Origin of the sequence: Methanoculleus marisnigri JR1 (assembly GCF_000015825.1) — an archaeon.
Lineage (GTDB): Archaea > Halobacteriota > Methanomicrobia > Methanomicrobiales > Methanoculleaceae > Methanoculleus > Methanoculleus marisnigri.
Window position 1 is genome coordinate 1,879,792 of the sequence record NC_009051.1, and the last position, 20,272, is coordinate 1,900,063.

At 62.9% G+C, this 20,272-nt stretch carries 22 protein-coding genes; 17 read left to right on the forward strand and 5 right to left on the reverse strand.

Annotation, left to right across the window (positions count from 1 at the left end; genetic code table 11):
* Positions 1-92: 92 nt before the first annotated feature.
* Positions 93-1,226 carry a putative sulfate/molybdate transporter gene (locus MEMAR_RS09280; RefSeq protein ID WP_011844718.1) on the reverse strand — a complete coding sequence of 378 codons (1,134 nt, stop codon included), beginning with the start codon at positions 1,224-1,226 and terminating at the stop codon, positions 93-95.
* A gap of 179 nt (positions 1,227-1,405) precedes the next feature.
* Between MEMAR_RS09280 and modA the strand changes: the two genes are divergently transcribed.
* Genes modA through MEMAR_RS09300 form a run of 4 tightly spaced genes read left to right on the forward strand, consistent with a single transcriptional unit; the run spans position 1,406 to position 4,611 of the window.
* Positions 1,406-2,224, forward strand: coding sequence for a molybdate ABC transporter substrate-binding protein (gene modA, locus MEMAR_RS09285; protein WP_011844719.1), 819 nt, complete (start codon positions 1,406-1,408; stop codon positions 2,222-2,224).
* Between the two features lie 22 nt (positions 2,225-2,246).
* Positions 2,247-2,750 (forward strand): tRNA (N6-threonylcarbamoyladenosine(37)-N6)-methyltransferase TrmO, encoded by a 504-nt coding sequence (gene tsaA / locus MEMAR_RS09290; RefSeq protein ID WP_011844720.1) that lies wholly within the window; start codon positions 2,247-2,249, stop codon positions 2,748-2,750.
* Positions 2,747-3,544 carry an ABC transporter permease gene (locus MEMAR_RS09295; protein ID WP_011844721.1) on the forward strand — a complete coding sequence of 266 codons (798 nt, stop codon included), beginning with the start codon at positions 2,747-2,749 and terminating at the stop codon, positions 3,542-3,544. Before tsaA ends, MEMAR_RS09295 begins: the two co-directional genes overlap by 4 nt.
* An 11-nt stretch (positions 3,545-3,555) precedes the next feature.
* On the forward strand, positions 3,556-4,611 hold the full coding sequence (locus tag MEMAR_RS09300; RefSeq protein ID WP_011844722.1) for an ATP-binding cassette domain-containing protein: 1,056 nt from the start codon (positions 3,556-3,558) through the stop codon (positions 4,609-4,611).
* Here MEMAR_RS09300 and MEMAR_RS09305 read toward each other — a convergent pair.
* Together MEMAR_RS09305 and MEMAR_RS09310 are read right to left on the reverse strand one after the other, a co-directional pair.
* On the reverse strand, positions 4,584-4,952 hold the full coding sequence (locus MEMAR_RS09305) for a hypothetical protein (protein WP_011844723.1): 369 nt from the start codon (positions 4,950-4,952) through the stop codon (positions 4,584-4,586). The two genes, MEMAR_RS09300 and MEMAR_RS09305, sit on opposite strands and share 28 nt — an antisense overlap.
* Before the next feature lie 50 nt (positions 4,953-5,002).
* The gene (locus MEMAR_RS09310) at positions 5,003-5,236 is read right to left on the reverse strand and encodes a hypothetical protein (RefSeq protein ID WP_011844724.1); all 234 of its coding nucleotides are present in this window, start codon (positions 5,234-5,236) and stop codon (positions 5,003-5,005) included.
* A 90-nt stretch (positions 5,237-5,326) separates the two neighbouring features.
* On the opposite strand from MEMAR_RS09310, the gene MEMAR_RS09315 reads away from it, so the two are divergent.
* The 6 genes from MEMAR_RS09315 to MEMAR_RS09340 all read left to right on the forward strand — a co-directional run bounded on the left by MEMAR_RS09315 (position 5,327) and on the right by MEMAR_RS09340 (position 10,785).
* Positions 5,327-6,133 (forward strand): amino acid kinase family protein, encoded by an 807-nt coding sequence (locus MEMAR_RS09315; protein ID WP_011844725.1) that lies wholly within the window; start codon positions 5,327-5,329, stop codon positions 6,131-6,133.
* 80 nt (positions 6,134-6,213) lie between these two features.
* Positions 6,214-6,912, forward strand: coding sequence for an ABC transporter substrate-binding protein (locus MEMAR_RS09320; RefSeq protein WP_011844726.1), 699 nt, complete (start codon positions 6,214-6,216; stop codon positions 6,910-6,912).
* 125 nt (positions 6,913-7,037) lie between these two features.
* The gene (locus tag MEMAR_RS09325) at positions 7,038-7,964 is read left to right on the forward strand and encodes a substrate-binding domain-containing protein (protein WP_011844727.1); all 927 of its coding nucleotides are present in this window, start codon (positions 7,038-7,040) and stop codon (positions 7,962-7,964) included.
* A gap of 56 nt (positions 7,965-8,020) precedes the next feature.
* Positions 8,021-8,722 carry an ABC transporter permease gene (locus tag MEMAR_RS09330; protein WP_011844728.1) on the forward strand — a complete coding sequence of 234 codons (702 nt, stop codon included), beginning with the start codon at positions 8,021-8,023 and terminating at the stop codon, positions 8,720-8,722.
* 4 nt (positions 8,723-8,726) lie between these two features.
* Positions 8,727-9,824: an ABC transporter ATP-binding protein gene (locus MEMAR_RS09335; RefSeq protein WP_011844729.1), complete on the forward strand. Its 1,098-nt coding sequence runs from the start codon at positions 8,727-8,729 to the stop codon at positions 9,822-9,824.
* Between the two features lie 175 nt (positions 9,825-9,999).
* Entirely contained in the window at positions 10,000-10,785 is a 786-nt protein-coding gene (locus tag MEMAR_RS09340) for an MBL fold metallo-hydrolase (RefSeq protein ID WP_011844730.1), read from the forward strand.
* A gap of 4 nt (positions 10,786-10,789) precedes the next feature.
* Here the strand turns inward: MEMAR_RS09340 and MEMAR_RS09345 are convergent, their stop codons facing one another.
* Positions 10,790-12,049, reverse strand: coding sequence for a PAS domain-containing protein (locus MEMAR_RS09345; protein WP_011844731.1), 1,260 nt, complete (start codon positions 12,047-12,049; stop codon positions 10,790-10,792).
* Between the two features lie 262 nt (positions 12,050-12,311).
* On the reverse strand, positions 12,312-13,487 hold the full coding sequence (locus MEMAR_RS09350) for a hypothetical protein (protein WP_011844732.1): 1,176 nt from the start codon (positions 13,485-13,487) through the stop codon (positions 12,312-12,314).
* 276 nt (positions 13,488-13,763) lie between these two features.
* On the opposite strand from MEMAR_RS09350, the gene MEMAR_RS09355 reads away from it, so the two are divergent.
* The 7 genes from MEMAR_RS09355 (at position 13,764) to MEMAR_RS09385 (ending at position 20,103) form a co-directional block, all read left to right on the forward strand.
* Positions 13,764-14,174: a PaaI family thioesterase gene (locus tag MEMAR_RS09355; RefSeq protein WP_011844733.1), complete on the forward strand. Its 411-nt coding sequence runs from the start codon at positions 13,764-13,766 to the stop codon at positions 14,172-14,174.
* Positions 14,175-14,304: 130 nt separating this feature from the next.
* Positions 14,305-15,894, forward strand: coding sequence for a CTP synthase (locus MEMAR_RS09360; RefSeq protein ID WP_011844734.1), 1,590 nt, complete (start codon positions 14,305-14,307; stop codon positions 15,892-15,894).
* Positions 15,895-15,903: 9 nt separating this feature from the next.
* Positions 15,904-16,821, forward strand: coding sequence for a glutamine-hydrolyzing GMP synthase (gene guaA, locus MEMAR_RS09365; RefSeq protein WP_011844735.1), 918 nt, complete (start codon positions 15,904-15,906; stop codon positions 16,819-16,821).
* A 7-nt stretch (positions 16,822-16,828) separates the two neighbouring features.
* On the forward strand, positions 16,829-17,953 hold the full coding sequence (locus tag MEMAR_RS09370; protein WP_011844736.1) for an aspartate aminotransferase family protein: 1,125 nt from the start codon (positions 16,829-16,831) through the stop codon (positions 17,951-17,953).
* Positions 17,937-18,995 carry a histidinol-phosphate transaminase gene (hisC, locus tag MEMAR_RS09375; protein ID WP_011844737.1) on the forward strand — a complete coding sequence of 353 codons (1,059 nt, stop codon included), beginning with the start codon at positions 17,937-17,939 and terminating at the stop codon, positions 18,993-18,995. The genes MEMAR_RS09370 and hisC overlap by 17 nt, the downstream gene beginning before the upstream one ends.
* Entirely contained in the window at positions 18,992-19,504 is a 513-nt protein-coding gene (locus MEMAR_RS09380; protein ID WP_011844738.1) for an adenylate kinase family protein, read from the forward strand. Before hisC ends, MEMAR_RS09380 begins: the two co-directional genes overlap by 4 nt.
* Positions 19,501-20,103, forward strand: a complete 603-nt coding sequence (locus MEMAR_RS09385) for a CDP-alcohol phosphatidyltransferase family protein (RefSeq protein WP_011844739.1) — start codon at positions 19,501-19,503, stop codon at positions 20,101-20,103. Before MEMAR_RS09380 ends, MEMAR_RS09385 begins: the two co-directional genes overlap by 4 nt.
* The last annotated feature ends 169 nt before the right edge of the window (positions 20,104-20,272 follow it).

Sequence of the window (20,272 nt, forward strand, 5' to 3'; positions counted from 1 at the left end):
GAGCGTCGTGAGCGAACCGGCGAGAAGACCGAGTGCAGTGACGGTGTCCATCTCCCCCCGCTCTTACGCCGGATGAGATAAACCTGGTCGGGTCAGGATCGGGACGCTCCCGCTCTCCCCCGCCATTCAAGCACATAGGCCAGGATCATCCCGACGATGAACGCGACCGTGAGGCCGATCGCGAGGGTGAGGACGGCGATGGTTCCCGTGACAAGGTAAGACTCCGTCTTCACGCTGTGCTTCCCGAGTTCGAGCGCCACGAAGACCAGGAGCGCGCCGAAGACGCCGAAGGGGATGAGGGTCAGCACCTCCGGCGGAGCGAAGGCGACGGCGAAGATGAGGATGAAGATACCGGCGATGATGTTTGCCCCGCCGGTCCGTGCGCCGAACCGGTACATCGCGGCGAGCCCCCCGGCGCCGTGGCACATGGGGAACCCCCCGAGCGGCGTCGAGACCAGGTTCATCGCCCCTATCGTCCGCGAGAGCCTATCAGGGTTCACGCCCTTCTTCGGGAAGAGGTCGTAGGTGAGGAGCGATGTCGCGAGGATGGCGTTCGTGAGCGTGAGCGGTATCTGCGGGAGAGCGAGGTCCCAGGTGCCGGCGATGAAATCCGCCGGTAGCGGGAGGACCGGGACTGGAAGCGGCATCAGGCGGAACGGCGGCATCCCCTGCACGGCGATACCGGCGGCAAGCCCGATGAGAAGGACCAGCAGGGCGGAAACGTCCGGAATCCGGGTGCGCTGCGATGCGACGAAGAAGACGAGGATGATCCCGATGGACACGGCCGCAAAGAGAGCGTCGGGAACGATGTAGCCGAGCGACGTCCTGAGGAGGATGAGCGCAAGCCCCGCCTGCACCCCCCGGACGACGCTTTTTGGGATCCGCTCCCCGATCCACGTCATGCCGCCGACAAGGCCGAGCAGGAGGAAGAGCGCGCCGACGACGATGCCCGACGCCACGATCTCGCCGGCACAGAGCCCTTCGGCGATGACGATGGCCCCGATCGCCTTCATCGGTTCGATCGGCATGGGGAGGCGATAGTAGAACCCGGCGATGATGTACCAGGCGGCGAGGAAGAGGAAGAAGTGGCTGACGTTCACGTCCGGGCAGACGATGGCGACGCCGAGCAGGATGGGAAAGATGGTGCCGAAGTCGCCGACGGCTCCGGCGATCTCTTCGAGGGTAAACCTGATGCCTCTTTCCTCCGTTCCGGTGTTCTCCGCCATGGTACAACTCTCGGTATGTCTTGTCTCCTTTTTGGGGTTTCTGATGGGGATCCGGTATGTTCGGGGCCACGGTCATGAGATCCAGTTACCATTTCAACCAGGACAAAACCATTAACTTGTGTTGGTTAATTTGATCCAATGTATAAACGTTTATTTTGCCCACATGAGTAATTATTCTTATGAAAGCACACCTGCTTCTCATTCTTGCACTGCTTGTCGCGGCATCCGCCGCTTTTGCATGCGGATGTACCGGAACCACCGCCGATACGCCGGCGGTGTCCGACACGACAAAGCCCGAGCTGCTCGTCTACTGCGGCGCGGGCATGCGCGAACCGATGGACGAGATCGCGATGACCTTCACGAACGAGACCGGCATCCCGATCAACTTCGTCTTCGGCGGATCGAACACCCTGCTCACCCAGATGGAACTGACGGAGATGGGCGACGTCTACATGCCGGGCGCGACCGCCTACTTCGACGCGGCCCGCGAGAAGGGGCTGGTCGAGGAGGAGCACCTGACCGTTTACCACGTCCCAATCATCGCCGTCCCGAAGGGCAACCCTGCCGGTATCACCTGCCTTGAGGACATGGCAAAGCCCGGCGTCCGGGTGGCGCTCGGCGAGAATCCCGGCACCGCCATCGGCCAGCTGACCGACAAACTCCTCGAAAAGAACGACCTCCTTGCCGACGTGGAGAAGAACCTCGTGACCCGCAGCGGCACGGTGAACGAACTGCTGGTCTACCTCTCCATGGGGCAGGCCGATGTCGGTATCATCTGGGAGGATCTCTACGTACCGGAGAAGATGGACATCATCTACATCCCGAACACGAATAACCTGGTGAAGGTCGTCCCCATCGGCGTGCTGACCTCTTCCGAGCACAAGCCTGAGGCGGAGCAGTTCATCGCGTTCGTCATCTCCGACGAAGGAAAGGAGATCTTCACCCGGCACGGTTTCGTCACCTACCCGAGCGAGACCTACGCGGATGTCAAACCCTGATGTACAAGGAAGGAGAAGTCGCATGGAAGTCACCTACCGAATCATCGGAACCATTCACTCACCGTTCACCGACCAGGACACAACGCCCATCCAGAGCATCTTCTCCGAAGAGGAGGGGACGATCGAGGTCTTTCCCGAGTACGCCGACGGGCTGGAGGGGGTCGAGGGGTTCTCCCACATCATCCTCCTCTACCACTTCCACCAGGCGAACGGCTTTAGCCTGCGCCAGCGCCCGTTCGTCGACGGCAGCAAAGAGCGCGGGATCTTTGCCATACGCCATTTCAGCCGCCCGAACCCGATCGGGATCTCCCTCGTCGAGGTCGTCTCCGTCGAAGGCAACACCGTCCGGGTCCGCGGGATCGACGTGCTGGACGGCACGCCGCTCCTCGACATCAAACCCTACGTCCGCCAGTTCGATCACCGCGACGACGTCAGGAGCGGCTGGGTCGACGCAAAGCACATCGAGGAGGTGAAACTCAAGAGTTTCTCGCCAAAGGATCTCCGGGAGCATGAGGAGTCTTCATGAGCCTGAAAAACTCCTCCTATTTTCGGATGGCGACCGTTGCGGTCGCCCTCTTCATCGCGGCCTTCATCGTAATGATCCTCGTCGGGGTGGTCACCCACTCCCCGCCGGCAGTTCTCATCGAGTGCTTCCTCTCCGAGGAGATCCAGTTCGCCATCAGGCTCTCGATCGTCACCTCCGTCATCTCCACGCTCCTCTGCATCCTGGTCGCCATGCCGGTGGCCTATGCCCTCGCCCGCTACACGTTCCCGGGCAAATCAGTGATGAACATGCTGATGGATATCCCGATGGCGCTCCCGCCGCTCGTGGCGGGCGTGGGGCTCCTCCTCTTCTTCGGGGTCTCCCCGGTAGGAAAGTCGCTTGCTGCCGCAGGGCTTGCGTTCGTCTTTACGCCGCTCGGGATCATCATGGCCCAGTTCTTCGTGAACCTGCCCTACATGCTCCGGGTGACCCGTTCGACGTTCCAGGGCGTCAACCCCCGCTACGAGCACGTGGCAAAGACACTCGGCTGCACCGACGCACAGGCCTTCTGGCGGGTCACGCTCCCGATGTCCTGGAACGGTCTCCTCGCCGGATCGGTGATCACCTGGTCGAAGGGGATCGGTGAGTTCGGCGCCGGGCTGATGCTTGCCGGCGCAACCCGGATGAAGACCGAGACGCTCCCGCTTTCGCTCTTCCTGAACATGTCCACCGGAAAACTCGAGTATGCCATCGCTGCGGCGACGATCCTCATCATGATCTCGGTCGTCTCGCTCTACGCCTTCGAGCGCTACGGCGGAGCCACGCACGTCTACTAGGAGGTTCACCCATGCTTGTCATCGACTCCGTATCCAAGAGCCTCGGGGAGTTTTCGCTCTCGAACGTCTCGCTCTCGGTCGAAGACGGGGAGTACTTCATCGTCCTCGGCCCCACAGGGGCGGGAAAGACAATCCTTCTTGAGACGATTGCCGGGGTCTACAGCCCCAATGCGGGCAGGATCCTCTTGAACGGCCGGGACATCACGGAAGTCCCCGCACGGGAGAGGAACATCGGCATGGTCTACCAGGACTACATGCTCTTCCCGCACCTGAACGTCGAAGCGAACATCGGTTTCGGGCTGAAGTCCCGCCGCGCCGACCCCGCGTTCATCCGCGGAAAAGTGGAAGAGAGCGCGGATCTCTTAAACATCAGCCACCTCCTCCACCGCTACCCGGGAACGCTCTCGGGCGGCGAGCAGCAGCGCTCGGCGATTGCCCGGGCGCTGGTGATGGAGCCGGAAGCCCTGCTGCTCGACGAACCGCTCTCCGCGCTCGACGTGAAGACGCGCGAGAGCCTCCGGGCGGAACTCGCCCGGATCCACGAGGCCACCGGGACGACGATCGTCCACATCACCCACAACTTCGAGGAGGTCTTCGACCTCGCCGACCGGGTGGCGATCATGCGCGGCGGCGACGTGATCCAGGTGGGGACACCGGAGGAGATCTTCCGGCGGCCGAACTCCGACTTCGTCGCGGGATTTGTCGGGGTGGAGAACCTTCTCCGCGGAACAGGCTCGGCCAACGGAACGGTCGCGGTGGGGGATCTCCGGATACGTGCGGAGAACGCCATACCCGGCCCCGTCTCCGTTGCAATCCGGCCGGAGGAGATCCAGATCTCAAAGGTGCCTCTGCCGGAGAACGGAAGAAACGTCGTCTTCGGCCGCGTGGATTCGGTGCGGCCGAACGGAGGGCTGGTCCGGGTCTCCGTCGAGGCCGGAGTTCCGTTTAGGGTGACGCTGACGCGGCAGGGGTTCGAGGAGACGGGCGTCGCACCCGGCGACGCGGTCTACCTCGCCTTCCGGCCTTCGGCGGCCCACGTCTACTCTTCGGGAGAAGAAGAGGCTTGAGCGGCGCGGATCTCGAGTGCCCGGAGGACCCCGGCACCCAGGACTTCTTCCGCACGCTCGCCGTGCCGCTCCGCCATGACCGCGAGGAGACGCTCCGTCCCCGCGGCCGTGGTGGAGATGCCGACCCGCTCGGCCCGGCGGATCAGCCCGTCCCGCTCCATCTCCCCGAACCGGGGAAGGACGTAGTAGTGCGGGATCCCGAGGTGCTCGGCAAGTTTCCGCGTCGTTGGGAACCGCAGCGAGATGCCGTCCGGGGAAAAGCCGACGGTCAGGCACCGGTCCTCTTCGAGGAGGATCCGGACGGCCGCATCGATTATGTCGTCGTGTTCGTGTGTGGACATCCGATCGTAGAAGTACTCGCGTCCGGCGCAAAAAAAAGAGGTCGGTCTGGTTATGCCGCTTCCGCCTTCATCTCGCCGCGTTCTTCTTCGGGCATCTCCTCGAGGTAGATAACCTCCGCTCCGATGTCCTTTGCAATCTGTTCGAGCTCGACCTTCCGAAAGTGGGTCCCTTCCACCTTCAGATGCTTCGATTCGCCCTGCTCTTCAACGACGGCGACGACGCGGAAGCGGGGCTGCTTCACGCCGGTGCCGACTTTCTGGCGTTCACGTGCGTAGATTCTCATGTTTTTCCATCCCATACCAGTTGGTATACCAGCAGGTATACACCAAAGACACTTAACTTTTTCTATCATACAAGAGGTAAGGCTGATATCATGGCAGAACGATTTGAGATGGAATCAAAGTTCCGCGGCGAGAGTCTGGTTCGGCGCGGCCTGCTCCGCGAGACCCGGAGCGGCAAACAGGTCAGGATCATGCCCGACCTGAACGTGATCAAGATCGGCGGCCACGGGGTCATCGACTACGGGCGAGACGTGATCTATCCCCTGGTCGAGGAGATCGGGGAACTCTCCCGGAACAACAAGGTCCTGGTCGCCACCGGCGGCGGCGTCCGGGTGCGCCACATCCTCGACGTCGGGATCGATCTCGGCATGCCGACGGGGGTGCTTGCGGAACTGGCGGGCAAGATCAGCGAGCAGAACGCGATCATGATGTCCATCCTCTTCTCGAAGTACAACGGCACCCGGATCCACACCGACGATCTCTTAAACCTCCCCTCGCTCATATCCCTCGGGATGCTGCCGGTCGTGCAGGGCACCCCGCCCTACGGGCTGTATGAGCATCCGCCGAAACTCGGGAGCATCCCGCCGCACCGGACGGATACCGGGGCGTTTTTGATGGCGGAAGTGGTCGGCGGAAAGAACTGCATCCTCGGCAAGAACGTGGACGGCCTCTACGCCGAAAACCCATTCGTGAATCCCGACGCCGAGTTTATAGCGGAGATCACGGCCGACGAACTCCTGGAGATGGAGATGGAGGATATGGTGCTCGAACCGAAAGCCGTCGAGCTGCTCCGGGACGCCGTCCACGTGACCGAGATCAAGATCGTGAACGCTCATGTCCCGGGCAACATCACGAAAGCCGTCAACGGGGAGCGGGTCGGCACCCTGATCCGGGCATGACGGCCCCGGGTCAACCACTTTTAGTTTACTCAAGAGAAGTCTTCTTTTGCCCGGGATACGGATAGATATAGAGCAATTCTATGACCCTCTACCTTGGCATCGACGACACCGACACACGCGAGTCCCGGGGAACCGGACGGCTCGCCCGCGCGATTGCAGCAGAACTCACCCGGTCCTACACGGTAGCCGGAGTGACCCGGCACCAGCTCTTTGTCCATCCGGCTGTCCCCTACACCTCCCATAACAGTTCCGCGGTCATCCACATCCGGGATACCGGGAACGGGACTGCAGCCGACGTCTTTGCGGCGGCAAAGGAACTGATGCTCGCCGATTTCATCGAGGGGAGCGACCCCGGGATCTGCGTTGCCGCCGACCGGAACATCAACGGCGACCTCTCCCACTTCGGTCTCTCCGCGAAGACGAGCGTCGTGACGCAGGATCAGGCGCGAGGGCTCGCCCGCGAGGCCGGAATCCTCCTCGAAGGGCTCGGCGGCACCGAAGACGGCGTGATCGGTGCGCTTGCCGGGGTCGGGCTTGCGGCATCGGGCAACGACGGCCGGTTCATCCAGAAGGGAACGAACCGAGACCTCAGCGGCACCCAGACGGTCGCCGCGATCCTCGCTTCCGGCGTCGACCGGGTCATGACCCGGGACGGGGCGGCGGTCGGGGAAGGCACTATCAGCCTGCGAAAGTTCCCGAAGCCTGCCTGCGTCGGTGGGAAGGCGATCCTCTACGTCGAGCCGGACGGGGATGCCTACCGCGATATCGTGATGGGATGAAGGGCGAGTCAACAACATCTCTTTTAGTTATCGCCGGCGTCAAATCAGTAAACCATATCAAGTTATAGTTAACTCAAAACACACCTATTTAAATGTGCATATTGCGATACCTCTGTCTGATAACTATGCACAGACGAACTATTTTTGCCGTCGCGGCCATCATGGTCGCCCTCATGCTGATATGCGGCTGTACCGGGACGACAACCGACCCAACGCCCGTAGAGAAGCAGCAACTCCGTATCGCCACGACCACGAGTCTCTACGACACCAAACTCCTCGATCACCTCACGCCGATCTTCGAGGAGGAGTACAACGCCGAGGTGCTGATCGTCTCCGCCGGGACCGGCAAGGCGATCGAGTACGGGCAGCGGGGCGACGTGGACGTCCTGATGGTGCACGACCGTGCGCGTGAAGACGCCTTCCTCGCCGACGGCTACGGCATCAACCGGCGCGTCTTCGCCTACAACTACTTCGTCATCGTCGGGCCCGAGTCCGACCCGGCAGGCGTCAAGGGCATGACTCCTGAGCAAGCGTTCACCACCATCCGGGAGAAGGGAATGGCCGGCGACTCCGGTGTGGTCTTCGTCTCGCGCGGTGACAACTCCGGCACGCACTCCAAGGAGAAGGCCATCTGGAAGGGAGCCGGGTTCAACTACTCGACGGACGTGCAGGGCTCCGGCGACTGGTACCAGGAGGCCGGAACGGGCATGGGCGCGACCCTTGAGATGGCGAACGAGAAGGAGGCCTACACCCTCTCCGACATCGGCACCTACCTCGCCTACAAGGGTGACCTCGACCTCGTGACGCTCGTCGACGAGGGGGATATCCTGCTCAACATCTACTGCGCCATGCAGATCAACCCTGAGAAATACCCCGACATCAACACCACCGTCGCGAAGGACTGGGTCAACTTCATGATCTCCGACGAGGTGCAGGGCGAGATCGCCTCCTTCGGTGTCGACCAGTACGGCCAGCCGCTCTTCTACCCCGCCCAGGACGACTGGGAGAAGATCGGCGTCCCCCAGGCTGAAGTGAAGGATCCGATCGCCTGATCGGACTCGAAATCCCACCCTTTTTGCCCCCGGCGGTGTATAATCAGGTGTAGAGCATGTACGAGATCATCGAGGGATTTCTGGAGGCGATCCGGCTCATCGTCACGCTTGATCCCGACGTGATGGCCATCGCCGCGCGAAGCGTCGTCATATCGCTCACCGCAACGATCATCGCCACGCTGTTCGCCGTCCCGCTCGGGGCCGCGATCAACTTCGGGTCGTTCCCGGGCAGAAAGAGCCTCATCAACCTGATCCAGACGCTCTACTCCCTCCCGACGGTCATCGTCGGGCTGCTGATATTCCTGTTCATCTCCCGCGTCGGGCCGTTCGGGTTCCTGCGGCTGCTCTTCACCCCGACCGCGATGATCATCGCGCAGACGGTGCTCATCCTGCCGATCATGACCGGCCTCACGATCTCCGCGCTCTCGGGGGTCGACCCGGTCCTCAGTGACACCCTCCGTTCACTCGGGGCAACAAGGCTCCAGTTCCTGACAAACATCTTGAAAGAAGCCCGGTTCGCGATCCTTGCGACCGTCGCGGTCGGGTTCGGGCGGGCGATATCCGAAGTCGGGGCGGCGATCCTGGTCGGCGGCAACATCGCGGCGTCGTCGTTCGCGAGTTCGACCCGGGTGCTGACGACCGCGATATCGCTCGAGACCTCGATGGGCAACATCTCCCGGTCCATCGCGCTCGGGATCGTCCTCCTTGCAATCGCCCTCGGCGTGAATCTCGCCATAACCACGGTGCAGCACCGGTGATACTATGATCGAACTCGATAACGTCTCAAAGAACTTCGGCGATACCGGGGTGCTCGACGGTGTCACCGGGGAGGTGAACCGGGGCGAGATCTTCGCCGTCATCGGGCCGAGCGGAGCCGGGAAGTCGACCCTGCTGCGCCTCATCGACCTCCTCGACACCCCGACGGGAGGGGCGATCCGGGTGGGCGGCACCGATATCCACGCGGAGCGTGAAAAGAGCCTCTCGATCCGGAGGATGATGGGGATGGTCTTCCAGAAACCCGCCGTCTTCAACGCGACGGTCGCGGAGAACATCGCCGTCGGCCTCCGGTTCCGGGGCGCGAGTAAAAGCGAGAGCCATTCCCGGATCGAGGAAGCCCTCGATATGGTCGGGCTTGTCGGTTACGGGGAGCGGCGGGCAAGGACACTCTCGGGCGGGGAGATGCAGCGGGTGGCGCTTGCCCGGGCGATGGTGATCGAGCCCGAGATCCTCCTCCTCGACGAACCGACCGCGAACCTCGACCCCGTCTCGGTGGCGACGATCGAGGATCTGGTGGTGCGGATCAACCGCGACCTCGGGACGACGATCGTCTTCTCGACCCACGACATGTACCAGGGGCAGCGGCTCGCCCACCGGATCGGGGTGCTGATGACCGGAGTGTTCTCGCAGGTGGGGACGCCACGGGAGGTCTTCACCCTCCCGGCAAGCCGGGACGTCGCCCGGTTCGTCGGGATCGAGAACATCGTCGAGGGTGGCGTCGTAGAAGGGGGAGACGGTACCGCCGTCGTCGATGCCGGCGGTGTCCGGGTCCGGGCACGGTCGCCGGCTTCGACGGGGGAGCGGGTCACTCTCTGCATCCGGTCAGAGGATCTGCGGATCGCCGCGCCGTCGCTGAATACCTCCGGCAGGAACACCCTCCCCGGCACCGTGACCTCCATCGTACCGCGCGGGCCGTTCAGCAGGGTGACGGTCGACTGCGGGGTCCCGCTCTCGTCCGTCCTCTCGTGGAAGGCGGTGGACGCCCTCGATATCCGGGAGGGGAGCCGGGTCTCGGTCTCGTTTGCGCCGGAGTCGGTTCACGTCGTCCGAGGGGTGAACCACCGGGGTTCAGGGCGCGGGTAGGTCTCGACGAGAGGTTTCATCCTCACCCGGGACGATCCGGGCGACCACCTCCTGCCAGGACTCCTCCGTCGCGCTCATCCGCTCTCACCAGGGATTGCCGCCCCGGATCCCGGGGCTCTTTTTGCACGGCCGCCTTCCCTGATCTTAAATACCCGCACAGCCCACCATTTCTACAATGGAACTGACAGTCCTCGCCAGCGGGAGCAAAGGAAACTGCACCTATCTCCGGGGGGAGCGAGGCGCGCTGCTCATCGACGCGGGGCTCTCCGCTCGCGAGATCCTTCGGCGTCTCGAAGCCGCCGGCGGGGATCCAACATTCATCGAGGCGATACTCGTCACGCACGAGCATATCGATCACATCCGGGGCGTCGACGTTCTGGCACGGAGGCTCGGGGTTCCGGTCTACGCGACCGGCGGAACGCTCGAGGCGTTCACCCCGAAGTGCAGCGGGAGATCCGCGGAGGTCCGGCGGTGCCGCTGCGGCGAGACGTTCTCCGTCGGCGACTTCTCGATCGAGCCGTTCGCCGCTTCCCACGACGCCCGGGAACCCTGCGGGTTCTCTGTCGCCGAGGGCGATCTGCGCATCGGGTGCTGCACCGATACCGGCACCGTCACCACCTCGATGTTCGATAAACTCGCATCCTGCGACGCCGTCCTTCTCGAGAGCAACCACTGCCCGGATATGCTTGAAAACGGCCCGTACCCGGCATATCTAAAGAGCCGGATACGATCGAAACGCGGGCACCTCTCGAACCCCGACGCCGCCCGCTGCCTGCAGAGGCTCGCCGATCGCATCCACATGGCGATGCTCGCCCACGTGAGCGAGATCAACAACACGCCGGAAAAAGTGCTCCTCTCCGCGCTTGAAGGACTCGGACTCTACTCCGACCAGATCGGGGTCGCCGTGGCACCCCAGGATCCGGGAGCGGTTCACCCGGAATCCTACGGCTTTCGGCTCTGAAGATTCACGCCTTCCGGAACGTGCAGACCATGCCGATCACGGTGTCTGCACCATCGGCGATCGGGTCGCCGGAGACGCGGACAACCTCTTTTGAACCGTCGCTTCTCACGAGTTCCGCTCCTACCGCGCACTCCACGGACCTGCCCTGCCCCAGCACTTCCCTGACGAGATGCTCCCCGACACCGACGCCAGAAAAAAGCGACCCTACCGGCTTCCCGGTCAGTTCGTCCCCGGCGTAGCCGGTGAGGTGTTCCGCCGCCATGTCGACGATGACGATCGTTCCGGCGGCATCGGTGGTGATCCTCGCCTCCCCGGAGTCATCCGCCCCCAGGGAACCCAGTTCGACCGATAAGTCCAGCCAGTCCTCCGCAGCTTTCCGCTCGGTCATCTCGATGTAGTAGAGGAGCTGCTCGAGCTGCTTGTTCGCACGTTCGAGTTCGGCGGTCCGCTCGGCAACGAGTTCCTCCAGGTGCTCGCGGTGGCGGTGCAGTTCCTCTTCCGCCTTCTTGCGCTCCGTAATCTCCCTGATGATGACCATCAGGTGCATCTCCTGGAGCGGTATGACGCGGGCTTCGTAGTGCCGGGTCTCTCCGGCAACCGTTCGGCTGAACTCAAGGGGTGCCGCGGCCGTATTTACCCGGACGGCCTCCTGCAGCGCAGCAGAAAGGGCCTCACCCACACCGGCGGGGAGCAGATCCTGCACCCGCCGCCCGAGATGCGCCCGGGAGACAATCGGCGCCTCCGCGAGCCTCCCCGCCCTGGAGTCGAGGATCGTGCCGTCGGCGTTCAACCGGATGAAGAGATCGGGAAAGGCTTCGATCACCGCGGTCAGTTCGGACGTCGCCTGCCGGAGATTCTCCTCGGTCAGCGCCTGCTCGGTTACGTCCCGGGCGGTGAAGAGGACGGAGCCGCCCTCGATCGACGCCCGCCGGAACTCGATATCGCGCACCCTGCCGTCCCGGCAGACCACGCCGGCAACCATCGTGTCCCGGCCGCCTGAAAACAGTTCCTGCCCCAGCTCCTCCACTTTCTGCCGGTATGCAGGGTTTGGGTGGGCACGCTCGAACCATAACGCGAGTGTCGGGACATCCTCCAGGGTATACCCGGTGATCCGGGTAAACGCCGGGTTCAGGTACCGGCATGTGCCCTTACCGTCCAGAAGAACGAGGCCGTCAGGCACTTCACGGAGAATCGAGAGACAGATGTCCCCTCCAAGATCAGGCGATTCACGGGCGTCGTCCCGAGTTGTTTTGTTTCCCGTCATCGTCGGTCCTCCACGGCATATCTGTGTATTCGGGCCTGCAAGCGCCGCTCACAGGAAATTTTGCCTTTCGAGATAGATATATGCATCGTTCTACCTTTCCGCGTTATTTTCGAAACGGGCCATTCCAACCGATTTTCTGGAGGAACGCCGGCACTCATACGCACATTCGGGACAAACGTCGATCTGCAGGCGGAAGAGAGGATTCTCCGCCACGGGGCCCGGAAGTCCCCGGGGGGACTTTGCAGCACAACAACCACTTCCGTCACTCCCTGATCTTCAGGACCTGCATGCAGTACTGATCCATGGCCGTAAAGAACGTGGATCGTGCACGCTTCGCCCGCTCTTCGTCTCCTTCGATGAAGTCGCGGAGGATGTAATCAAGTGCCGTGGTGTAGTAATCCCGGCCGGGAGAAGCCTTCTTTGCCTCCCCGAAGCAGACGTAACTCTCCATCTTGTGGTTGCACATGACCTCGAAGACGGCATCGAGCATCAGAAGCAGGTGCCGGGGGAACTCTTTTAAGATCGCCAGTTTCCGGAAACTCGCGTAGGATCTCGGCTGGGCACCGAGAATCGCGAGTTTCATCCCGTAGTAGAGCGGTTCGAGATCGTCGGGATATTGCTGCATCATCTGTTTGACGATAGCGGCGGCACCGCTCCCGTTGCGCAACTCCACGCGGGTGTTGAACGCCTCCGTCAGGAAGAACCTGTCGTCCGAGAACCGCTCCGTTGCATGAGCAAGGAGGTGGTTGCGGCGTTCGACGTCCCCCTCGTGCTTCGTCCAGGTGACGCCCATGCGGTAGAACTCCGGTTCGCTCGGGAACCAGGCGAACGCCAGATCCAGCATGAACCAGAAGATCGAGTTCAACCGGCTGTCTTTGCGATTGAAGAGGCCGAGACGGTTGAGCGGGGCGCGAACCCGGGAGAGGTTCAGCATCTCCTCGCGGGCATGCAGTTCCAGGTCGTCGGGGCGGAGTCTCGATTTCTGGGTCTTTGCCAGGGACAGGGCGTAGTAGCAGTAGGCGATTGCAGCGTTGATGCGGCCGTCGTAACCTCTGTGAGGCGTAAGACACTCGAACGCCTGATAATAGTTGCCGGAGTCGATCAGTTTGAGGGCCACAATCACGTCGAGCGTTGCCCGCCCCTTGCGACGCCGCTTGTTCCCCATGGCGTGCCGCAGGACTTTATCGAGAAACTCCGGGGTAGGGGCCTCGCTCGTGACGTTGAGGAGCGCAAAAACGGTCGCATCGATGAAATCGTCGTAGGTGCGATCATCGAGCTCGGGAAACGTTTTGTCGAGCGTGGCGGCGACGTGCCCGAAGAAGACCGGGAGATTCCCCTCCACCTGTCCGGTGTTCTTTACGATGTAATCGTCCATGGTAGCCCGGAGCTGCTCGAGTCTCCTGTTCCTGAGGGCCTCGGGCTGCCACGCATCTTCCATATCTGTATTGTGGAGAGTTGAAGAGATATTTGTTTTTATATGATCTCCGGGGCTCCCCCGCCAGGAGAGAACTCAGAATCTCATATCTGCGGCATTACGAAGGGATCCGTTCAGGAAAGGGTTTTTTGGACGATGAGGCGGCAACGGATCCTGCCGCCGGGACTCCGGCATCCTGCCGGCAAAAGCGCAGGGCAAACGAATCGAATTCCGTATCCGGAATCGGTGTTCATAACGTTTATCCCGACAGACCCCAAATTTTCCGGGAGGTGTGATCGCGTGGGCTACATTGACGAGCTGAAGCGGGTAGGAAGGGATGCGAATCCCTTCTTCAAAATGATGGGGATAGACGTGGACGAATACGGTGACGGGCGCGCCCGCCTCACCATGGAGGTCCGGCCGGAGATGCTGAACGGCGCCGGGTGGCTCCAGGGCGGGGTCTACGTGGCGCTCGCCGACGAGGCGATTGCGCTTGCGCTCTACACGCTCCTTGCCGAGAACGAGCGAATCGCCACGATCGACGAGCATACCAGTTTCATGAAGGGCGTCAGCACGGGGGCGATCGTCGCCACCGGGAAGGTCGTCCGCAAAGGCCGCCGGGTGGCGTTTGCAGACGGAGAGGTCAGAAGCGCGGCGGACGATACGCTTCTTACCCGGACGTCGACGTCGTTTGCGGTCATCGAGGGGTAGCGCCGGGACGGCCCAAACCCCTCTTCGCGCAGGCGGGGATTCCCCGGGACTGCTGGAACAATACATTCTCAATACCCGAGATCACATACATAAGATAGAGCATCCGGAACAACCGGAGGGGAACGAGATCTTGAAGTACATCGTTGTAACCGGCGGCGTCATGAGCGGGCTTGGGAAAGGCATCACCACCGCATCCATCGGCCGCCTTTTGAAAAACCGCGGCTACCAGGTAACGGCGGTGAAGATCGACCCGTACCTGAACATCGACGCCGGCACCATGAATCCCGCCCAGCACGGTGAGGTCTTCGTCCTCTCCGACGGCGGAGAGGTCGACCTCGACCTGGGCAACTACGAGCGGTTCTTAGACATCAACCTCAAATCGATCCACAATATCACGACGGGCAAGGTCTACCGGAACGTCATCGAGAAGGAGCGGCGCGGCGATTTCCTCGGCGCGACCGTCCAGATCATCCCCCACATCACCGACGAGATCAGGTACTGCATCAGCCGCGCGGCACAGGAGACGGTCAACGGCGGCAAGGTTGCCGACGTCTGCATGGTGGAGGTCGGCGGCACGGTCGGCGACATCGAGAGCATGCCGTTCCTGGAGGCCGTCCGCCAGATGCACGGCGACCTTGCACCGGAAGACATGATCCTGGTTCACGTCACCCTGGTCCCGATGGACACGATGGGTGATTTCAAGACCAAGCCCACGCAGCACTCGGTGAAGGCTCTCCGCGAACTCGGGCTGCAGCCCGACATCATCGTCGCGAGGAGCAGCGACGTGATCGGGCCGCAGACGAAGAAGAAGATCTCCACCTTCACCGATGTCCCGGTAAAAGCCGTCGTCTCCGCAAAGGACGCCCCGGACATCTACCAGATCCCGATGGAACTGGAGAAGGAAGGGCTCGCGGACGTCGTCTGCAGTTACCTCTCCCTGGAGAACCGGGAGCCGGATACCGCGTGGTACCGGGTCGTCTCGCAGGAGTATACGAACCGGGTGACGGTCGCCATCGTCAGCAAGTACGGGATCGAGGACGTCTACATGTCCATCAAGGAGTCGCTCAAGCACGCCGGAAGAGCGCTCTCCACCGAGGTGAACATCCGCTGGCTGGATGCGGAGACGTTCGAGCTCCATGACCTCGCCGACGTCGACGGCATCCTGATCCCGGGAGGGTTCGGGAAGCGCGGCATCGAGGGGAAGATCCGGGCGATCCGGTACGCCCGCGAGAACAAGAAACCTTACCTCGGCCTCTGCCTCGGGTTCCAGCTCGCGGTGATCGAGTACACGCGGCACGTCCTCGGCATCGAGGACGCCACGAGCGAAGAGATGGGCGACGGGACGCACGTCATCGCCATCCTCCCGGAACAGGAAGAAGTCAGCGACCTCGGCGGCACGATGCGCCTCGGGGACTGCGACGTCGTCCTGAAAGATGGAACAAAGGTGACCGGTCTTTACGGGAAGACGGCAATCGTGGAGCGCCACCGCCACCGCTACGAGGTGAACCCCGCGTTCATCGCGGACCTTGAAGCCGCCGGACTCGTCTTCTCGGGAACCTGCGGGCCGCGGATGGAGGTCTGCGAGATTCCGAATCACCCCTTCTACCTCGCGACGCAGTTCCACCCCGAGTTCAGGTCGAGCCCGACAAAACCCTCCCCACCCTACATCGGCTTTGTAGAGGCATGCAAGAAGAATAAATCGTCATCAGAGATCAGGTGAAATGGCAGAATGGTAAACATTGAGAAGTTTATCGACCAGGCAGTCAGAGAGATACGCGATGCTGCCGGCGAGGATAAAGTCGTGATGGCGCTCTCCGGCGGCGTGGACTCGTCGGTCTGCGCGGCGCTCGCGACCCGCGCGATAGGCGACCAGCTCGTCCCGATATACGTGGATACCGGCCTCATGCGGAAGGGAGAGACCGATCGGATTCGGTCGCTCTTTGCCGACGCAAACCTCCGTGTCGTGGATGCCGCCGACGAGTTCTTCGAGGCTCTCGCGGGCATCGTCGACCCCGAAGAGAAGCGGAAGGCCATCGGCGCGAAGTTCATCAGGATCTTCGAACGGGAAGCGAAGCGAACCGGAGCGACGATGCTCCTGCAGGGAACGATCTACCCCGACCGCATCGAGAGTGAGGGGGGCATCAAGAGCCACCACAACGTCGGCGGCATGCCCCTCGATATTGAATTCAAAGGCGTCATCGAGCCGCTTGCCGATCTTTACAAGGACGAGGTCCGCGAGGTCGCCGGCGGGCTCGGGCTCCCGGCGGAGATCCAGCACCGGATGCCCTTCCCGGGCCCGGGGCTCGCCGTCCGGGTGCTCGGTGAGGTGACGAAAGAGAAGATCGCGATCGTCCGCGAGGCGAACGCCATCGTCGAGGAGTGCCTGGTGGAGGAGTTCCGCCCCTGGCAGTGCTTCGCGGCGCTCATCGGTCTCGGGACGGGTGTCAAGGGAGACGTCCGGCTGCACGGCTGGATCGTCGCCGTCCGGGCCGTCGGATCCCGGGACGGGATGACCGCCGATCCGCTGCTCCTCCCCTACGAGACGCTTTCCCGGATGGCAACAAGGATCACCGCCGAGATCCCCGGTGTCGCCCGGGTCGTCTACGACGTCACCCCCAAACCCCCCGCGACGATCGAATACGAGTGAGATAATCATGGCAGAAGATTCACGCGTGCTTGATGCACGCTACTACATGCCCGCGTTTAGCCGGACGATGAAGATCGTCCGCGGCGCGGGGTCGCGTGTCTGGGACGACCGGGGACGGGAGTATATCGACTGCGTGGCAGGTATTGCGGTCTGCAGCACCGGCCACTGCCACCCGAAGGTCGTCGAGGCAATCTGCGGCCAGGCAAAAGAGTTGATCCACTGCTCGAACCTCTACTACATCCCGAATCAGGCGGAGCTCGCGGAGAAACTCGTAGGAATCACGGGGCTTTCGAAAGCCTTCTTCTCGAACTCCGGCGCGGAGGCAAACGACGGTGCGATGAAACTCGCCCGCGTCCGGACGGGGAGAAAGAAGTTCGCCGCGTTCGCTCACGGGTTCCACGGCCGGACGTGCGGGTCGCTCGCTGTCACCCACAAGCCCGCCATAAGGGAGCCGTTCGAGCCGCTCTCGACCCCCTGCACCTTCGTCGACTACGGCGACCTGGACGGCCTCGCGGCGGTCGTCGATAAGGATACCGCCGGGGTCTTCGTCGAGCCGATCCAGGGCGAAGCGGGTGTGATAATCCCTCCCGATGAGTTCCTCCGCGGGGTCCGGGAGATCTGCGACGATGCCGGCGCGCTGATGATCGTCGACGAGGTGCAGACCGGGATGGGCCGGACCGGGAAATGGTTCGCCTTCCAGCACTCCGGGGTGACCCCCGACATCGTCACGATCGCAAAAGGGCTTGCGAGCGGATTTCCGATCGGCGCGCTCGTCGCCCGCGAGGGGCTCGAGTTCAAGAAGAGCGAGCACGGAAGCACCTTTGCCGGAGGGCCGCTCGCCTGCGCGACGGCGCTCGCGACGATCGGCGTCATCGAGGAGATCCTCCCCGATGTCGCGTGGAAGGGCGAACGGTTCATGAAGGGGCTTGCCGCCCACAATCCCCGGGGCCGCGGCCTGATGATCGGCATGTCGGTCGGCGACCGGTGCCCGGAGGTGCAGCAGACCTGCGCCGAGAATGCGGTGCTCGTCAACTGCGCAGCCGACGGGAACCTCCGGCTGATTCCGCCGCTCGTGATCACGGACGAGGAGATCGACACGGCTGTCGGTGTCATCAATGCGGCGCTTGGTTAGGGCGTGCTATACGGGCACGGGCGGTTACTCCTACGCGAAGAAGGCCGACGACGTCGCACGGGAGCACGGCTTCGACCGGGTAGCCCGCCTCGCGAGCAACGAGAACCCCCGGCCGCCGTCGCCCGCCGCGTTGGAAGCGGCAACGGTCGCTCTCCGGGAAGTGAACCGCTACCCGGACGAGCGGACGTCGGTGCTCGTCGAAGCCCTCCGCCGCTACCACGGCGACTACCGGTTCGTCACCGGCTCGGGGATGGACGGCGTCATCGAGACGGTGATCCGGACGGTCGTCGAGCCCGGCGAGACGATGGTCGTCTCGACCCCGACCTTCTCCTTCTACGGGATCGCGGCCGCGGCGCACGGTGCACGGGTCGTGAACGTCCCCCGAAGAGAGGACTTCTCGGTCGATACGGGGGCGTTCATCGACGCCTGCCATGGGGCGAAACTCGCCTTCCTCTGCTCCCCGAACAACCCCACGGGGAACTCGGTTCCGCCGGAGGATGTCGAGGCGATCCTGGAAGGAATGGACGGGCTGCTCTTCCTCGACAACGCCTACGTCGATTTTGCGGATACCGATTACCGGCCGCTGATGCGGCGCTACGAGAACCTGGTCATCGGGAGGACGATGTCGAAGATCTTCGCTCTCGCCGGGCTCCGGGTCGGCTATGCATTCGTTCCGGAGTGGCTCGAGCCGTTCTACCAGAGGGCCGCAACCCCGTTCGCGCTGAACTCGGTCTCGATGGCGGCCGCCGGAGGGGCGCTCGCCGACACCGAACGGGTACGGGAGACCCGCGATCACGTGCGGGAGTGGCGGCGCCGGTTCCTCGAAGAGGTGCCATTCAGAGTATACCCCTCGGACGCAAACTTCGTCATGATCGACGTCGACCCCCACACAGGCGACGAGGCAGTGGCGCGCCTCGCGGCGAAGGGCGTCCTCGTCCGGTCCTGCACCAGTTTCCCGGGGCTCGGGAACCACTACATCAGGGTCTGCATCGGTGAAGACTGGGAGAACATCCGATTCCTCGAGGCGATCAAGAACTTATGATGACGGGCATCACCGGCACGCCGGGAACAGGGAAGACATCCATTGCTGCCGAACTCGAACGGCGAGGGCACGCCGTCGTCCGACTGACGGATACGGTGCGCCCCTACGTCATCGAGGAGGATTGCGACCGGCAGACGCTGGTGGTGGACGTCGACCGGTGGGTGGAGGAGTTCGAGCCCCTCGACGGGTTTGTCGAAGGCCACCTCGCCCACCTCCTCCCCTGCGACCGGGTAGTGGTGCTCCGGTGCCGCCCGGACATTCTCCGCAAGCGACTTTTACCCAGGAACTACCCTGAGGAGAAGGTCGCGGAGAACGTCGAGGCGGAGGCGCTCGACGTCATCCTGATCGAGACGCTCGAGGAGCACCCGGACGAACACGTCCTCGAGGTGGATACCACCGATCTCTCCGTCGACGAGTGCGCCGACCGGATCGGGCGGTTCGTCCGGGGAGAACTCCCGCCGTCGTACGGCTCCATCGACTGGTCGGACTACCTGGAGGTCGGGAGATGACGCTCGACCAGTTCCGGCCGCAGGTGCAGGGCATCATTCAGCCCGTGGTGAACCTGATGCGAAGGATCGGGGTTACCCCGAACGCGCTGACGATTGCATCGTTCCTCGTCTCGGCACTTGCGGGTATCGCGTTCTATGCCGGAGGAGTCGTCTTCGGCACCGTCATGGTCGCGTTCAACGCCGTCTTCGACGCGCTCGACGGGGCGCTCGCCCGGGACATGGGGATCGCGGGCATCCGCGGGGACTTTCTCGATCACGTCATCGACCGCTACGCCGACATATTCATCATCACCGGGATATTTGCGGGCGGGGCCGCACCCTGGCAGATCGGCGTCTTCGCGCTGACGGGCGTTCTGATGTCCTCCTACCTCGGCACCCAGGCGCAGGCCGTCGGGGTGGGCAGGTTCTACGGCGGCATCCTCGGCCGGGCGGATCGTCTCGTGCTGATCATCATCGCCGGCGCCCTTACCGTGCTGATCCCGGGAGCGATCTACGGCCTGAACTACCTCGGATGGCTCCTCATCATATTCGGTTTCCTCGGGCACTACACTGCGTTCCAGCGTTTCGTCCACGTATGGCGGCAGATAGAAAAACAGTAGAAACTCCCGTTCATTTTTTGGGTCGAAGGACTTTGACCCACTCGCGTCCTGTGGCTCGCACGATACCGTACGACCCCATACTGCCGGCTCACGCCAGGGTCCCCTCGCCGTGGCAGGGGTGCAGTATCCCCGCAGGCGTTGCACCAAAAAAAAATCGGGGTAAACGACC

What these genes read in the sequence shown, in the direction of transcription:
- MEMAR_RS09280 (WP_011844718.1), bottom strand. Translation starts at nt 1,226, where the DNA reads ATGGCGGAGAACACCGGAACGGAGGAAAGAGGCATCAGGTTTACCCTC.
- modA (WP_011844719.1), top strand. Translation starts at nt 1,406, where the DNA reads ATGAAAGCACACCTGCTTCTCATTCTTGCACTGCTTGTCGCGGCATCC.
- tsaA (WP_011844720.1), top strand. Translation starts at nt 2,247, where the DNA reads ATGGAAGTCACCTACCGAATCATCGGAACCATTCACTCACCGTTCACC.
- MEMAR_RS09295 (WP_011844721.1), top strand. Translation starts at nt 2,747, where the DNA reads ATGAGCCTGAAAAACTCCTCCTATTTTCGGATGGCGACCGTTGCGGTC.
- MEMAR_RS09300 (WP_011844722.1), top strand. Translation starts at nt 3,556, where the DNA reads ATGCTTGTCATCGACTCCGTATCCAAGAGCCTCGGGGAGTTTTCGCTC.
- MEMAR_RS09305 (WP_011844723.1), bottom strand. Translation starts at nt 4,952, where the DNA reads ATGTCCACACACGAACACGACGACATAATCGATGCGGCCGTCCGGATC.
- MEMAR_RS09310 (WP_011844724.1), bottom strand. Translation starts at nt 5,236, where the DNA reads ATGAGAATCTACGCACGTGAACGCCAGAAAGTCGGCACCGGCGTGAAG.
- MEMAR_RS09315 (WP_011844725.1), top strand. Translation starts at nt 5,327, where the DNA reads ATGGCAGAACGATTTGAGATGGAATCAAAGTTCCGCGGCGAGAGTCTG.
- MEMAR_RS09320 (WP_011844726.1), top strand. Translation starts at nt 6,214, where the DNA reads ATGACCCTCTACCTTGGCATCGACGACACCGACACACGCGAGTCCCGG.
- MEMAR_RS09325 (WP_011844727.1), top strand. Translation starts at nt 7,038, where the DNA reads ATGCACAGACGAACTATTTTTGCCGTCGCGGCCATCATGGTCGCCCTC.
- MEMAR_RS09330 (WP_011844728.1), top strand. Translation starts at nt 8,021, where the DNA reads ATGTACGAGATCATCGAGGGATTTCTGGAGGCGATCCGGCTCATCGTC.
- MEMAR_RS09335 (WP_011844729.1), top strand. Translation starts at nt 8,727, where the DNA reads ATGATCGAACTCGATAACGTCTCAAAGAACTTCGGCGATACCGGGGTG.
- MEMAR_RS09340 (WP_011844730.1), top strand. Translation starts at nt 10,000, where the DNA reads ATGGAACTGACAGTCCTCGCCAGCGGGAGCAAAGGAAACTGCACCTAT.
- MEMAR_RS09345 (WP_011844731.1), bottom strand. Translation starts at nt 12,049, where the DNA reads ATGACGGGAAACAAAACAACTCGGGACGACGCCCGTGAATCGCCTGAT.
- MEMAR_RS09350 (WP_011844732.1), bottom strand. Translation starts at nt 13,487, where the DNA reads ATGGAAGATGCGTGGCAGCCCGAGGCCCTCAGGAACAGGAGACTCGAG.
- guaA (WP_011844735.1), top strand. Translation starts at nt 15,904, where the DNA reads ATGGTAAACATTGAGAAGTTTATCGACCAGGCAGTCAGAGAGATACGC.
- MEMAR_RS09370 (WP_011844736.1), top strand. Translation starts at nt 16,829, where the DNA reads ATGGCAGAAGATTCACGCGTGCTTGATGCACGCTACTACATGCCCGCG.
- hisC (WP_011844737.1), top strand. Translation starts at nt 17,937, where the DNA reads ATGCGGCGCTTGGTTAGGGCGTGCTATACGGGCACGGGCGGTTACTCC.
- MEMAR_RS09380 (WP_011844738.1), top strand. Translation starts at nt 18,992, where the DNA reads ATGATGACGGGCATCACCGGCACGCCGGGAACAGGGAAGACATCCATT.
- MEMAR_RS09385 (WP_011844739.1), top strand. Translation starts at nt 19,501, where the DNA reads ATGACGCTCGACCAGTTCCGGCCGCAGGTGCAGGGCATCATTCAGCCC.